This window comes from Ralstonia condita (genome assembly GCF_958405655.1).
GTDB classification, from domain to species: Bacteria; Pseudomonadota; Gammaproteobacteria; order Burkholderiales; family Burkholderiaceae; genus Ralstonia; species Ralstonia condita.
In genome coordinates this window covers 761,260-776,451 of sequence record NZ_CATYWO010000002.1, presented here as the reverse complement: position 1 = coordinate 776,451, position 15,192 = coordinate 761,260, and the positions used below count along the sequence as shown (strand labels likewise).

The window sequence follows — 15,192 nt, the reverse complement described above, 5'->3', positions numbered from 1 at the left end:
CGCGATCAGCGCGCGACGTTGTACTGCGTGCGCGCCCGCATCAGCAGACGCTTGGCGACGGAGAGGCCGCGAATGGCCACTTCCTCATCCTCGGTCTGGAAGTCGAACTCCGCGCTCCAGTTGCAGCCGGTGTGATCCGGACGATGAACGCACATTGCACGTAACTCGCACTGTGCACATTCCGGATGTTGCTGGACGCAGCGGGCTAGCAGGCTCTTGAGTTCATCTTCGGATTTCAGACGGCGTCGCATCGGCATCTCCTGGGTAACACGGTGTGTTGGAACCCTTGCCACCCGATGAGTTTCGCCAAGATTGCCCCGATGATGTTTCAGGGCGTTACCGCGTCACATCAGTGTGAAGCGCCAGCAGGCTCCTGGCAGCCTGGGCAGAGACCGTAAAGCGCCAGCGCGTGATCGCGCAGCACGAAACCGCGGTCGTTTGCCACGCGCTCCTGCCGTGCCTCGATGGCATCGTCGTGAAATTCCTCCACGCAGCCGCATGACAGGCAGATCAGGTGGTCGTGATGCGCGCCCTCGTCCATCTCATAGACGGCGTGGCTCGCCTCGAAGGTATGTTGCAGCAGCACGCCTGCATCCACCAGTTGGTTAAGCACGCGATAGACCGTTGAAATGCCGACATCCAACTCGGCAGCCAGCAATTGGCGATACACGTCTTCCGCGCTCAGGTGGCGACCGTGCTCCGTGCCGCCGGCAAGGATTTCCAGAATCTTGAGGCGCGGCGACGTGGCTTTGAGCCCGGCCCGTCGCAGGTCGGTCGAATTTGGCATGGCCTGATGTGCGTTTCGGATGCGAGGTGGATAGGGCGTGCGCAGCGGTCGAGCCAATCGAAAACAGCGCCGCGACAGGGAAAAAAAAACGGCATGGCTGGCGGCCCGGGAAAGTCGCAGTCGGGAAAGCGGGGTCTGAGTGCTTTCCCGACTGTCGGGCGGCTTGCTACGGCCAAACGCTCTGTGTGTCAGAGCGGTCCCCACAAAAGATCGATTGCCAGCGCGCCGTAGACCTGCCGGCAGGCGCGCATGACGAAAGGCGGTTCAATGCGTTGCACCCCGGGAGGCAGACTCCATGACTGCAACGACGTCGATGGCGTCACTATAAACGCGAATGATTCGCATTACAAGAGTTTTGTGGCGTGTGCTGCGGGGAGGTTGTTCCGTATCCTCAGCACGTGACCGACGCGCCCGGTGAGGCGGCCGGCTGCAGACGTTGGGAGCGCGCCAGCGCCTCGCAAGCCAAACGGCATCTACCCGCCGGGATGCCTTACCGCGATCGGCCGCCAACCTGCGACAAAAAAGCCGGGCCCGCTTTCGCGCTGCCCGGCCTGGTCCCACGTGGTCGCCGCATCAGGCCGCTTCGGCCAGCGGTACGCGGATCAGGTGGTCGAACGCCGACAGCGCGGCCTTGGCACCCTCACCCGTGGCGATGATGATCTGCTTGAACGGCGTCGTGGTCGCATCACCTGCCGCAAACACACCTTCCGCGCTGGTCTGGCCGCGTGCATCGACGACGATCTCGCCAAAGCGGTTGCGCTCAAGCGTACCATCCAGCCATTCGGTGTTGGGCACCAGACCGATCTGCACGAACACGCCTTCGAGCGCGACAGTGTGCTCGACGCCATCCACGCGGCTCTTGTAACGCAGGCCATTGACCTTCTGGCCGTCACCGGTGATCTCGGTGGTCTGCGCGTTGGTCACGATGGTCGCGTTCGGCAGGCTTTGCAGCTTGCGCACCAGCACGGCATCGGCCTTCAGCTCGCTGGCGAATTCCAGCAGCGTGACGTGGTTCACCAGGCCCGCCAGGTCGATAGCCGCTTCCACGCCCGAGTTGCCGCCGCCGATGACCGCCACGCGCTTGCCCTTGAACAGCGGGCCATCGCAGTGCGGGCAGTACGCCACGCCCTTGTTCTTGTATTCCTGCTCGCCCGGCACGTTGATGTTGCGCCAGCGGGCGCCCGTAGACAGGATGACCGAGCGGCCCTTGAGCACCGCGCCGTTGGCCAGCGTCACCTCGGCAAAGCCGCCCGGCTTGTCTGCCGGCGTGAGCTTGACCGCGCGCTGCGTGTTCATGATGTCGACGTCGTACTGGCGCACGTGCTGCTCCAGCGCGGCGGCAAACTTCGGCCCTTCGGTCTCCTGCACGGAGATGAAGTTCTCGATGCCCAGCGTATCGAGCACCTGCCCGCCAAAACGCTCGGCCACCACGCCGGTGCGCACGCCCTTGCGTGCCGCGTACACGGCAGCCGCCGCGCCGGCCGGGCCACCACCCACGATCAGCACGTCAAACGCTTCCTTGGCGGCGAGCTTTTCAGCATCACGCGCGGCAGCGCCGGTGTCGATCTTGGCGAGGATCTCTTCCACGCCCATGCGGCCCGTGCCGAACGTCTCGCCGTTCAGGAACACGGTCGGCACGGCCATGATCTGGCGCGCCTCGATTTCGCCCTGATACAGCGCGCCGTCGATGGCGACGTGCTGGATGCGCGGGTTGATGACCGACATCACGTTCAGCGCCTGGACCACGTCCGGGCAGTTCTGGCACGTGAGCGACATGTAGGTCTCGAAGCGGAAATCCCCTTCGATATTGCGAATCTGTTCGATGACGTCGGCTTCGAGCTTGGGCGCATAGCCGCCCACCTGCAGCAGCGCCAGCACGAGCGAGGTGAACTCGTGACCCGTCGGGATGGCGGCAAAACGCACGCTCACATCGGCGCCGGTGCGGCGGATCAGGAACGACGGTGCGCGCTCGGCGGCATCGCGTTGTTCGGTCAGCACGATCATGCTGGACTGCTCGGCCACGTCGCGCAGCAAGTCCATCATGTCGCGGGAGCCCTCGCTGTCATCGACGTTGGCGACCAGCTCAATGGGCTGCACGAGGCGTTCGAGGTAGGCCTTCAGTTGGGCCTTGACATCAGCATCCAGCATGACGACTTCCTTTATTCGTTTTGATTCAGTGACAGGGCGCGGCACATGCCTGCGCCCTTAAGCAAACGGCCGGCAGAGCCGGCCGTTTTTCGCGCTGCATGTCTGCAGCAACAGCCTTTACAACTTAGATCTTGCCGACCAGGTCCAGCGACGGCTTGATCGTCTTGGCGCCTTCGTTCCACTTGGCCGGGCACACGTTGCCCGGGTTGTTGGCGACGAACTGGGCGGCCTTGAGCTTGCGCAGGGTTTCCTTCACGTCGCGGGCGATGGCGTTGTCGTGCACTTCCATCGTCTTGATCACGCCTTGCGGGTCGATCACGAACGTGCCGCGCAGTGCCAGGCCTTCTTCCGGAATGTGCACGCCGAAAGCGTTGGTCAGCGTGTGGGTCGGATCGCCCACCAGCGGGAACTGTGCCTTGCCCACGGCCGGCGAGGTTTCGTGCCACACCTTGTGCGAGAAGTGCGTGTCGGTCGTGACGACATAGACCTCGGCGCCTGCCTTCTGGAACTCGGCGTAGTGTTCAGCGGCGTCTTCGACTTCGGTCGGGCAGTTGAAGGTGAACGCGGCCGGCATGAAGATCAGCACGGACCACTTGCCCTTGAGCGACTCATCCGTGACTTCGATGAACTTGCCGTTATGGAACGCTTGGGCCTTGAACGGTTGGACTTGAGTATTGATCAGCGACATAGTGGTTTTCAGTAGGTTGCTTGGTTGACAACGGAAGGAATCGTAGCGTCGTTCATTCAATTGCACAAGTTGATTGATATGATTTTATCGATTGTTTTTTTCTATTAGGCCGTGGCGCATCACGAGGCGGGCGCGCCTTGGCCAGGATGGGCGAAATTACACAGTGCATGCCCAGGTTGCACACCCCGCACCTGCTTGCACCGGCCCCGGGGCGCCTGAAGCCAAGGCGCAGCAGGCTACGCTTGCTGCCCTGTCAGCGTCTGTCCGACTGGCATAGCTCTTGCGCGATGCGAAGGATCGCAAACCTCCGCCACGCGCAGGCACCGTCCACTGCTCATGCGGTTGGGCCATGGGCCAGCGAGGGCGGTTCCCCCGGGAGCATGACCTTGTCGCTGAACATCCTCTTTGTGGCTTCAGAAGCGGTGCCGCTGGCCAAGACCGGCGGACTTGGAGATATGGTCGGTGCGTGCGCAGGCGCATTGCAGCGGGCCGGCGTGCAACTGAGCGTGATGTTGCCGGGATATCCCAATGCCATCGCCCAGGTCAGGCACGCGCGCACGGTGTGCGAATGGACCGACCTGCCGGGCGGCCATGCGCGCCTGCTGAGCGGCCGCATGGGCACACAGGGCATCCCCGTGCTCGTATTCGATGCGCCGGCGCTGTTTGCACGGCCGGGCAATCCGTATCTCGACGATCACGGCGAGCCCTATGAGGACAATGCCCTGCGCTTTGCGGCGTTCAACCATGCGGCGGCCCGTGTGGCGAGCGGCGTGCCGGATGTCCCGCACTTCGACATCGTGCACGCCCATGATTGGCATGCGGGTCTCGTACCGATGCTCATCAAGCGAGGCGGCGCGGCGGTCAAGACGGTCTTTACCGTGCACAACCTGGCCTTCCAGGGCAACTTCCCGATGGGGGTTGCGCCGCAGATCGGCATACCCGCCGACGCTGCCCATGCGGCCGAGTTCTGGGGCCGCTTCAGCTTCCTGAAGGCGGGTCTGCTGTGGGCCGATCGCATCAGCACCGTGAGCCACGCCTACGCGCGCGAGATCCTCGGCGATACGGCGGGATGCGGCATGCAAGACTTGCTGCGCGCACGCCAGCAGGACCTGTTCGCCATCCTCAACGGCATCGACAACGATGTCTGGAATCCATCGAAGGATGCCTTCCTTCCCATGCCCTTCTTTGCCGGTGACCTGACCGGCAAGCACGTCGCCAAGCGCGCGCTGCAGCAACGCTTCGGCCTGCCGGAAGATGCGCGGGCTCCGCTGCTGGCCCTGGGTAGCCGCCTGACCCACCAGAAGATGGCCGACGTCGCACTGCTGGCCCTGCCGCAACTGCTGGAATCGAACCCGCGCCTGCAGGTGGCGGTGCTCGGCTGCGGCGAGCGCCGTTACGAAGCGGGGATGGCCGACCTCGCAGCGCGCTACCCGCGCCAGGTGGCAGCCCGGATCGGCTACACCGAGCCGCTCGCCCACCTGCTGCACGCAGGCGCGGACATCCTCCTGCACGGCAGCCGCTTCGAGCCGTGCGGCCTGACACCGCTCTATGCGATGCGCTACGGCACGGTGCCGGTGGCGTCGCGCGTGGGCGGACTGGTCGACACCATCACCGACCGCGGCTCGCCAGAGGCTGCCTGGCGCGGCGCCACGGGCTTCCTGTTCGACGGGGATTCGCCCGACGCGATGGCAGCGGCGGTGGAGCGCGCGCTGCACGTATTCGCTCAGCCGCAGGCCTGGCGCATCCTGCAATACAACGGCATGACCACCGACTTTGGCTGGTCGCAGCCGGCGCGCGAGTACGTGGCGCTTTATCGGACGCTGGTCCCGGCGGCGACGCCGATGCCCGCGCTGACGCTGGCCGCAGCGCATCTGAGTCAGGACGCGCACGAACCGCAGCCGGCGCATCAACCGGACAAGCCGCCCGTACGCACGCCCGCGCGCCGCCGCACCTCCGTGCTGCCGGACGCCGTGCGCGCGCACGCAGTGGCACGCGCCGCCAGCACCGAGAAGATCCGCGCCTGATGTTCGACCGGCTGTCACGCATGCCTCCGACCCAGACACCCAAACCGGCTTCCACCTCTCGCAAGACAACGGCGACCCTCAAGGTCGACCGACCCTCCGGCAACCAGGCTGCCACGCTGACTAAGCCGCCGGCCCGGCCGCCAGGGACGCCCCTCTATGCGCCGGCGATCTGCTATCTCCACCCGCTGCAGATCGGCCGGCTGGACAGATGGGACAGCACGCTCGATCGCATCGCCTCGCTGGGTTTTGATCATGTACTGATGGCCCCGCCATTTGCGGTGGGCGCAGGCGGCAATGTCTTCGTCACGCGTGACCACGCGCACTTGCACGCCGCGCTGGGCGGAGGGGCCGCCGAACCGGCGCTCGCCGGGTTGGCGCGAGCGTGCGAGACGCGCGGGCTGACCTTGCTGCTCGATCTGGTGATCGACCGCATCGCGACCGATGCACCGCTGCGCGCCGATCATCCCGATTGGTTCGCCAGCCACGCCGAAGACGGCAATCCGCTGGACCCGCGTTTGCCGCCATCGCATCTGGAGGTCGCCGCCTTCCGTTATGACGACCCGCGCCGCGCGGAGGCCGTCCTCGCGTGGTGGGCACAGCAACTGCGCGCATGGGTGGCGCTCGGTATCGGCGGATTCCGCTGCGAGGCGCCGGCGCGCCTGCCCGCCGTGCAATGGCGCACGCTGATCGCTGACGTGCGCAAGGATGCCGCTGCCCGCTTCTTAGCATGGACACCGGGCATGGACGCAGCCGCCATCGAGGCGCTCGCGGGCGCGGGCTTCGACGCAACGTTTTCGTCGCTGCGATGGTGGGATTTCCGGGCGGGCTGGATGGTGGAGGAACACGCAAGGCTCGCCAGCGTGGCACCGCCCATTGCCACCGTGGAAGCGCCCTTCGGCACGCGCTATGGGCAGGCATTCGGTGATGCGGTGGTCCGCGAGCGTGCCTATCGCCGCATCCTCCACGCGGCCGATTCGCTCGATGCGGGCTGGCTGATGCCGCTGGGCTTTGAACGCGGGGCGCTGCTGCCGATGCTGGCCGAGCGCGGCGATCCGTCCGACCCGCAATGGATCGACGCGCACGCGGCCTTTGACCTGAGCGATGCGGTGCGCGACGTGAATGCCACCATTCGCGCCGCACGTGACGCCGGCACCCTCGCGCCCCATGCCGAACTCCGCATGCTGACCGGGCCCGACGCACCGGCCACCGCGCTGCTGCGCGCCGATGGGCCCGACCTGCGCGCGGGTGATGCCGCCACGCTCGTCGTCATCAATCCCGATCTCCACGTGGGCGTGTCGGTGCATGCCGACCACTTCCTGCCCGGCGTGGCGGGCAGCTTTACCCGCGGTGTGGCGCTGGACCTCGTGACCGAACCGGCGGGCAGCTGCGACGAGGCACTGCGGCCGCATGCGCGCCCCCTGACCGAGATCGATCTGCTGCCGGGGGGCGTTCAGGTCTTTCGCGTGTTCCGTCACGCGCCCGTGCGTCATCGCGCCGCGGGCCAGCCAGCCAGGCGCACGCGGTCGAAGGCCGGGGCGGCAAAGGAGCCCGTCGATGCCGCCATCGCCGCGCCGCGCATTGCCATCGAACAGGTGCAGCCCGCCGTGGATGATGGCCGGTTCGCCGCAAAACGCCTGGTGGGCGACGATATCGTCGTCGAAGCCGACGTGCTGATGGACGGGCATGACCGGCTCGCGGTGCATCTGCTCTGGCGCGCGCAGGATGAAGACGCCTGGCAGCACGTGCCCATGGTGGCGCTGGGCAATGACCGTTGGCGCTGCGCGTTCCGGCCTGAACGCCTGGGGCGGCACGTCTATGCCATCGGCGCGTGGCGCGATGCGTTCGGCACGTACCGGTCGGAGCTGGACAAAAAGCACACCGCTGGCCTGGACGTGACGCTGGAACTGGAAGAAGGCGCGCGGCTGGTCGCCCAGGCGGCCGAGCAGGCCCCCGCAGATGCGCCGGTACACGCGTTGCACACGCTGGCCCGCCTGCTGGCAGAGGCCGATGCCACGCACCGCCTGAAGCTGCTGCTGGACGCATCCACCGCGCAACTGATGGCGCACGCATCGCACTACCGGCCGTTCTACGTGGAGAGCGTGGCGTACCCGCTCGAGGTTGAACGTGTGGGCGCGGCATTCGCCAGCTGGTACGAACTGTTTCCCCGCTCCGCATCGGACGACGAACGGCGCCACGGCACGTTCGATGATGTCATCCGCCGCCTGGGGGCCATCCGCGGCATGGGATTCGACGTGCTGTATTTCCCGCCCATCCACCCCATCGGGCACACCAACCGCAAGGGACGTAACAACAGCCTGCACGCCGCGCCCGACGACCCGGGCAGCCCCTACGCCATCGGAGCAGAAGAAGGCGGCCACGACGCCATCCACCCGCAGCTCGGCACGCTCGAGGATTTCCGTCGCCTGCGCGATGCCGCGCGCGAGAAGGGGCTGGAACTCGCGCTGGATTTCGCCATCCAGTGTTCGCCGGATCATCCGTGGCTGCACGAGCACCCAGGCTGGTTTGCCTGGCGTCCGGACGGAAGCATCAAGTACGCCGAGAACCCGCCCAAGAAGTACGAGGACATCGTCAACGTCGACTTCTACGCCGACGACGCCAAACCGGCCCTCTGGATCGCGCTGCGCGACGTGGTGATGTTCTGGGCCGATGAAGGCGTGCGATTGTTCCGCGTCGACAACCCGCACACCAAGCCCCTGCCGTTCTGGGAATGGATGATCGGCGAGGTACGGGCGCGCTATCCGGATGCCGTGTTCCTCTCGGAGGCGTTCACGCGGCCGAAGGTGATGTACCGGCTCGCCAAGATCGGGTTCTCGCAGTCGTATACGTATTTCACGTGGCGGCACACCAAGCAGGAATTCATCGACTACCTGACCGAGCTGACGCGCACGCCCGTGCGCGAATATTTCCGCCCGCATTTCTTCGTCAACACGCCGGACATCAACCCGGTGTTCCTGCAGACGTCGGGGCGGCCCGGCTTCCTGATCCGCGCGGCGCTGGCGGCCACGCTTTCGGGGCTCTGGGGCGTCTACAGCGGCTTCGAGCTGTGCGAAGGACAGGCGCTGCCGGGCAAGGAGGAGTATCTCGACTCAGAGAAGTACCAGTTGCGCGCGTGGGACCACAACCGCCCCGGCAACATCGTGCGCGAGATCGCGTTGCTCAACCGCATCCGCCGCGCCAACCCGGCGCTGCACTCGCACCTGGGCGTGACGTTCCAGCCGGCCACGGGCGAGCACATCCTGTTCTTCAGCAAGTCGACACCGCCCGTGCTGCCCATGCAGCCCGATGCCTCGACAGCGGAACGGGCCAACGCCCTGCCGCCCGACCGCTTTGGCGATAACACGCTCTTCGTCGCCATCAATCTCGATCCGCACCACGCACACGCGTGCGACATCGAACTGCCGCTGTGGCAATGGGGGCTGCCCGACCATGGCGCGCTGATGGCAGAAAACCTCGTGACGACCCAGCGCACGGTATGGCGCGGCAAGCGGCAGCACATCCGCCTGGAACCGGAGCAGCCCTTTGCCATCTGGCGCGTGCGGCCCGCACTGCCATCGGAGGAGCAACCGTCATGACGCGCAACCCGACCGCACTGCTGGTGGACGACCCGCTCTGGTACAAGGACGCCGTCATCTACCAGTTGCACGTCAAGTCGTTCTGCGATTCCAACAATGACGGCGTGGGCGATTTTCCGGGCCTGATCTCCAAGCTCGACTACATCGCCGAGCTGGGCGTGGACGTGATCTGGCTGTTGCCGTTTTACCCATCGCCTCGCCGTGACGACGGTTACGACATCGCCGAATACCGCGGCGTGCACCCGGACTACGGCAGCATGGCCGACGCGCGCCGCTTCATTGCCGAGGCGCATGCGCGCGGGCTGCGCGTCATCACCGAGCTCGTCATCAACCACACGTCGGACCAGCACCCGTGGTTCCAGCGCGCACGCCGCGCCAAGCCGGGCTCCGCCCTGCGCGACTTCTACGTGTGGTCCGACCACGACAAGAAGTACGCCGGCACCCGCATCATCTTCATCGACACCGAGCCCTCCAACTGGACCTGGGACCCCGTGGCCAATGCCTATTACTGGCATCGCTTCTATTCGCACCAGCCGGACCTGAATTTCGACAACCCCCGCGTGCTCAAGGCGGTGATCGGCGTCATGAAGTTCTGGCTGAACCTGGGCGTGGACGGTCTGCGCCTGGACGCGGTGCCGTACCTCGTGGAACGCGAAGGCACCTCCAACGAGAACCTGCCCGAAACGCACGACGTGCTGCGCAAGCTGCGCGCCGCGATGGACGCGGAGTTCAAGAACCGCCTGCTGCTGGCCGAGGCCAACCAGTGGCCAGAAGACACACAGGAATACTTCGGTGCCGGCAACGAATGCCACATGGCCTTCCACTTTCCGCTGATGCCGCGCATGTACATGGCCATCGCGCGCGAAGACCGCTTCCCGATCACCGACATCATGCGGCAGACGCCGGAAGTGCCCGGCACATGCCAATGGGCCATCTTCCTGCGCAACCACGACGAGCTCACGCTCGAAATGGTGACCGACGCCGAGCGCGACTACCTCTGGGAGGTCTACGCCAGCGACCGCCGTGCGCGCCTGAACCTCGGCATCCGCCGCCGGCTGGCGCCGCTGCTGGAGCGCGACCGCCGCCGCGTCGAGCTGATGAACAGCCTGCTGTTCTCCATGCCAGGCACGCCCGTCATGTACTACGGCGACGAAATCGGCATGGGTGACAACATCCACCTGGGCGACCGCGACGGCGTGCGCACGCCCATGCAGTGGTCGCCCGACCGCAATGGCGGCTTCTCGCGCGCCGACCCCGAGCAGCTCGTGCTGCCGGCCATCATGGGCTCGCTGTACGGCTATGAATCCGTCAACGTCGAAGCGCAGAGCCGCGACGCGCATTCGCTGCTGAACTGGACGCGCCGGTTGCTCGCCACCCGCAAGCGGCATCGCGTGTTCGGGCGCGGCGCCATCCAGTTCCTGCACCCGGCCAATCGCAAGGTGCTGGCGTATATCCGTGCGCTGGATGGCGAGGCACCCATCCTGTGCGTGGCGAATCTGTCGCGCGCCTCACAGGCCGTGGAGCTTGACCTGTCGGCCTTTGCGCAGCGCGTGCCGGTGGAATTGATTGGCGGGACGGCGTTTCCGCCGATCGGTCAGTTGTCGTATCTGCTCACGCTGCCGCCCTATGCCTTCTACTGGCTGGAGCTGCGCGAGAACGAGCCGGGCCCGAGCTGGTCGCAGCCAGCCGCCGAGCAGTTGCCGGAGTTCACCACGCTGGTGCTGCGCGCGGGGCTCGACGCGCTGGCCGACACCAGGCAGCGTGAGGCGCACCGACAATTGATCGAGCGCGAAATCCTGCCGACCTACCTGCCCAAGCGCCGCTGGTTTGCGGCCAAGAACAGCGTGCTGCGCAGCGCGAAGTTTGTCTGGGGCGCGGCGGTGCCGGTGGATGCCGCGTCCACCAACCGCCCGCTGGCCGGGGCGACACGCCCCGAAGTGTTCTTCAACGAAGTTGCCGTCACGCTGGGTAACGCGGACGGCAGCGAACGCGTCGAGCGCTACCTGCTGCCCCTGTCGATCGCGTGGGAATCGGCCACGCTGCCGGCCCTGCCGATCCAGCTGGCGCTGGCACGCGTGCGGCGCGGCCGCCATGTCGGCTACCTGACCGACGCCTTCACCACCGAGACCTTCGCCCGCGCATTGCTCACCAACCTCGTACGCGGCGTCACGCTCAAGGCCAACGACGGCACCGTGTGCTTCGAGCCCGAACCGAACATCGCCGGGCTGGCCGAACCCGCGCAAGCCGCCGAGGCCGCAGGCGTGCGCCCCACCCCGCTGCCGCTTGCGCCGGACGCGCCCATCCACTGGCTTGCGGCTGAGCAGTCGAACAGCTCGCTGGTGATTGGCGAGGCCGTCATCGTCAAGCTGATCCGCCGCGTTGCCTCGGGCATTCACCCCGAGGTGGAAGTGACGCGCCGCCTGACGCGCCAGGGCTATGCCAACACAGCCGCACTGATCGGCGAGATCGCGCACGTGAGCGCAGGCGGGGAGCGCTCCACGCTGGCCGTGATGCAGAGCTTCGTCCCCAATCAGGGCGACGCCTGGACGTGGGCGCTGGACTACCTGCGCCGCACGATCGACGAACTGGCCGTCGTGACGGAGGGTGTGACGACCGGCGATGGCGAAGCAGCGCCGGTGGCCGTGACCGAGGCACGTGTGGATACCGACGAGGCGCTGGCCGGCTATATCGGCTTCATCGGCATGATCGGCACGCGCCTGGGCGAACTTCACGCTGCGCTGGCTGCCCCGAGCGAGGATCCAAACTTTGGCGCGCGCGTCGCCGATGCCAGCGACGTGGCGCACTGGCGCGACCGATTGAGCGACCAGCTCACGCGCGCGCTTGATCAACTGGCGGCGTGGCAGCAGGAAAACGACCCGCACCCCGACGTGCAATGGCTGCTGTCGCAACGCGACGCGCTGCTGCTCGCAGCCCGCGAACACGCCGAAGACGGACTGGGTGCGCAGCTTTCGCGCATCCATGGCGACTTCCACCTTGGCCAGGTGCTGGTGGCGCAGGGCGACGCCTTCCTGATCGACTTCGAAGGCGAACCTTCGCGCCCGGTGGAAGAGCGCCGCCGCAAGTCCAGCCCGCTGCGCGACGTGGCCGGGCTGCTGCGCTCGCTGGACTACGTGGTGGGCGCCATGCGACAGGGCCCGGACCACGTGGCCGGCCCCGCACAGGAACGCCGCGACCATCTGCTCGAACGGTTCCGTGAGGCGTCCACCGAGCGCTTCCTGGAGGCCTATGCAGCCGCCGTCCGCGCGCCGGAGGCGAACGCGCCCGACCAGACCGTCATCGACTTCACGCTACTCGATCTCTTCCTGCTGGAGAAAGCCGCGTATGAGGTGAACTACGAAGCCGCCAACCGGCCCGGCTGGCTGCGGATTCCGCTGGCAGGCCTTGCGCGGGTGGCACGCCGGGTGCTGCACGCAGAACCGCCCGCACACGCCGCGGAAAACTCAACCGGAGGCCCACCGTGACCGCGCTCGACTTTGCCACGCCACGCCCGGCGCCTACCGCCCCGGAGCCGCCCGCCGCGCTACCGCCCGGCGTCGGGCAGGCACAGGTCGATGCACTCACGCACGGCCGCCTGGGCGATCCGTTCTCCGTGCTCGGGCCCCATCGTGCCGCCCTGGCAGAAGGTACCCGCTGGACGGTGCGGGCGTTCTACCCGGGCGCGCGCCGCGTCCAGGCCATCGATGCACGCGGCGAGATCGTCACCGAGCTCACGGCCGTGGGCCGCACCGGGCTCTTCCACGGGCCGCTGCCTGCCGACGCGGATGACGTGTACGGCCACCCGCAGGCGTACCGCCTGCGCGTCATCTGGCCCGCTGGCACCAGCCATGAAGCCGTGCAGGAAACCGAAGACCCGTACGCCTTTGGCTTGCTGCTCGGCGACATGGATCTGCACCTCATCAGCGAGGGCACGCACTGGGCCCTGGCCGGTTGCCTCGGCGCGCAAGCCATGCGCATGGACGGCATCACCGGGGTGCGCTTTGCCGTGTGGGCGCCCAACGCGCAGCGCGTATCGGTAGTCGGCGACTTCAACCAGTGGGACGGCCGTCGCCATCCCATGCGGCTGCGCCACCAGGCCGGCGTGTGGGAACTGTTCCTGCCCAGCGGCCTGGGCGTGGGCCCGGGCGCGCGCTACAAGTTCGAGCTGGTCGGCGCCGATGGCCATCTGCTCATCAAAGCCGACCCCGTTGCCCGCCAGACCGAGCCGCCGCCGGCCACCGCATCGGTCGTGGCGGACCCGTCTGCGCTGCGCTGGAACGACACGCCATGGATGCAGGCGCGCGCCGAACGCCAGAAGCCCGACGCACCCATCAGCATCTACGAGGTACATGCCGGCTCCTGGCTGCGCGATCTGGAAGACGGCGGCCGCAGCCTGCAATGGGATGAACTGGCCGACCGGCTGATCCCGTACGTCAGCGCGCTGGGCTTCACGCATATCGAGCTGCTGCCGGTGGCAGAGCACCCGTTTGGCGGCAGCTGGGGCTATCAGCCGCTGGGGTTGTTCGCGCCGTCTGCGCGCTTCGGCGCACCCGAGACCTTCGCGCGCTTTGTCGACCGCTGCCACCTGGCCAACCTCGGCGTCATCGTCGACTGGGTGCCCGCGCACTTCCCGACCGACGCCCACGGCCCCACCCGCTTCGACGGGACGGCGCTCTACGAGCACGAGGACCCGCGCGAAGGCTTCCACCAGGACTGGAACACGCTCATCTACAACTTCGGTCGCAACGAAGTGCGCGGCTTCCTGATCGCCAGCGCGCTGGAATGGCTCGAGCGCTTTCACATCGACGGCCTGCGCGTGGACGCCGTCGCGTCGATGCTCTACCGCGACTACTCGCGCCGCGCCGGCGAGTGGATACCCAACCGCTACGGCGGGCGCGAGAACCTCGAAGCCGTTGCCTTCCTGCAGCAGATGAACACCGTGGTGCATGAACGCTGCCCCGGCGCCATCACCATCGCCGAAGAGTCGACCGCATGGCCCGGCGTGACCGCGCCGGTCGAGTTCAACGGCCTGGGCTTCGACTACAAGTGGAACATGGGCTGGATGCACGACACGCTGCACTACATGCAGCGAGACCCGGTATACCGCCAGCACCACCACGACGGCATGACGTTCGGCCTGGTGTACGCCTTCTCGGAACACTTCATCCTGCCGATCTCGCACGACGAAGTGGTGCATGGCAAGGGGTCGCTGCTGGGGAAGATGCCCGGCGACGAATGGCAGCGCCTGGCAAACCTGCGCGCCTACCTCGCCTTCATGTGGACGCACCCGGGCAAGAAGCTGCTGTTCATGGGCTGCGAGTTTGGCCAGGTGGGCGAATGGAACCACGATGCCTCACCCGAATGGCACCTGCTGGACGACCCGCGCCACCGCGGCGTGCAGCGCCTCGTGCATGACCTCAACGCGTTGTACCGCAACGAGCCGTCCCTGCACGCGCGGGATTGTGCACCCGAGGGTTTCAACTGGGTGATCGGCGACGACCGGGCAAACAGCGTGTTTGCCTTCCTGCGGCTGGATGGCGAGGGACGCCCGATGCTGGTGGTCGCAAACATGACGCCGGTGCCGCGCGAGGGCTATCGCATTGGCGTGCCGCCAGCCAATGGGGCCACGCGCTGGCGCGAAGTGCTGAACACAGATGCCGCCGTGTATGGCGGCAGCGATCTCGGGAACGGTGGGGCGGTGGATGTGGATCATGTGGCTGCGCATGGGCAAGGGCAGTCGGTGGTGTTGAGGCTGCCGCCGTTGGGGGTTGTGATTTTGAAGGCTTGAGTTTTTTTGCTTTGGTACATCCCTGGTTTCATCCCTTGCCGGGGCTGACTCACTGTCTTTGTCTTGCCAAAGAAAGTAAGCAAAGAAAGGCGCGCCCGAGATGGCGAAGGATTCCTTGAATTTATGTCGAAGAGAGGGAGGAGAGGCACACTCGCTTCGCTCAAACA

The 15,192-nt window shown here is 66.6% G+C and carries 8 protein-coding genes; 4 read left to right on the top strand and 4 right to left on the bottom strand.

What is annotated here, in order from left to right:
* Nucleotides 1–5: 5 nt before the first annotated feature.
* The 4 genes from R2N03_RS10065 to ahpC form a co-directional block, all read right to left on the bottom strand.
* Nucleotides 6–251 carry a hypothetical protein gene (locus R2N03_RS10065; protein ID WP_316657425.1) on the bottom strand — a complete coding sequence of 82 codons (246 nt, stop codon included), beginning with the start codon at nt 249–251 and terminating at the stop codon, nt 6–8.
* A 98-nt stretch (nt 252–349) separates the two neighbouring features.
* Entirely contained in the window at nt 350–787 is a 438-nt protein-coding gene (fur, locus tag R2N03_RS10060; protein ID WP_316657424.1) for a ferric iron uptake transcriptional regulator, read from the bottom strand.
* A gap of 573 nt (nt 788–1,360) precedes the next feature.
* A complete protein-coding gene (ahpF, locus tag R2N03_RS10055) occupies nt 1,361–2,935 on the bottom strand; it encodes an alkyl hydroperoxide reductase subunit F (protein ID WP_316657423.1) in 1,575 nt (524 codons plus the stop codon).
* Nucleotides 2,936–3,059: 124 nt separating this feature from the next.
* On the bottom strand, nt 3,060–3,623 hold the full coding sequence (ahpC, locus tag R2N03_RS10050) for an alkyl hydroperoxide reductase subunit C (protein WP_316657422.1): 564 nt from the start codon (nt 3,621–3,623) through the stop codon (nt 3,060–3,062).
* A 380-nt stretch (nt 3,624–4,003) separates the two neighbouring features.
* On the opposite strand from ahpC, the gene glgA reads away from it, so the two are divergent.
* Genes glgA through glgB form a run of 4 tightly spaced genes read left to right on the top strand, consistent with a single transcriptional unit; the run spans nt 4,004 to nt 15,025 of the window.
* Nucleotides 4,004–5,647, top strand: coding sequence for a glycogen synthase GlgA (gene glgA / locus R2N03_RS10045; protein ID WP_316657421.1), 1,644 nt, complete (start codon nt 4,004–4,006; stop codon nt 5,645–5,647).
* A 20-nt stretch (nt 5,648–5,667) separates the two neighbouring features.
* Nucleotides 5,668–9,240: a maltotransferase domain-containing protein gene (locus R2N03_RS10040; RefSeq protein WP_316657420.1), complete on the top strand. Its 3,573-nt coding sequence runs from the start codon at nt 5,668–5,670 to the stop codon at nt 9,238–9,240.
* Entirely contained in the window at nt 9,237–12,722 is a 3,486-nt protein-coding gene (treS, locus tag R2N03_RS10035) for a maltose alpha-D-glucosyltransferase (RefSeq protein WP_316657419.1), read from the top strand. The genes R2N03_RS10040 and treS overlap by 4 nt, the downstream gene beginning before the upstream one ends.
* Complete coding sequence (glgB, locus tag R2N03_RS10030) at nt 12,719–15,025, top strand: 1,4-alpha-glucan branching protein GlgB (RefSeq protein ID WP_316657418.1); 2,307 nt, start codon at nt 12,719–12,721, stop codon at nt 15,023–15,025. Before treS ends, glgB begins: the two co-directional genes overlap by 4 nt.
* The last annotated feature ends 167 nt before the right edge of the window (nt 15,026–15,192 follow it).

What these genes read in the sequence shown, in the direction of transcription:
- R2N03_RS10065 (WP_316657425.1), bottom strand. Translation starts at nt 251, where the DNA reads ATGCGACGCCGTCTGAAATCCGAAGATGAACTCAAGAGCCTGCTAGCC.
- fur (WP_316657424.1), bottom strand. Translation starts at nt 787, where the DNA reads ATGCCAAATTCGACCGACCTGCGACGGGCCGGGCTCAAAGCCACGTCG.
- R2N03_RS10040 (WP_316657420.1), top strand. Translation starts at nt 5,668, where the DNA reads ATGCCTCCGACCCAGACACCCAAACCGGCTTCCACCTCTCGCAAGACA.
- treS (WP_316657419.1), top strand. Translation starts at nt 9,237, where the DNA reads ATGACGCGCAACCCGACCGCACTGCTGGTGGACGACCCGCTCTGGTAC.
- ahpF (WP_316657423.1), bottom strand. Translation starts at nt 2,935, where the DNA reads ATGCTGGATGCTGATGTCAAGGCCCAACTGAAGGCCTACCTCGAACGC.
- glgA (WP_316657421.1), top strand. Translation starts at nt 4,004, where the DNA reads ATGACCTTGTCGCTGAACATCCTCTTTGTGGCTTCAGAAGCGGTGCCG.
- ahpC (WP_316657422.1), bottom strand. Translation starts at nt 3,623, where the DNA reads ATGTCGCTGATCAATACTCAAGTCCAACCGTTCAAGGCCCAAGCGTTC.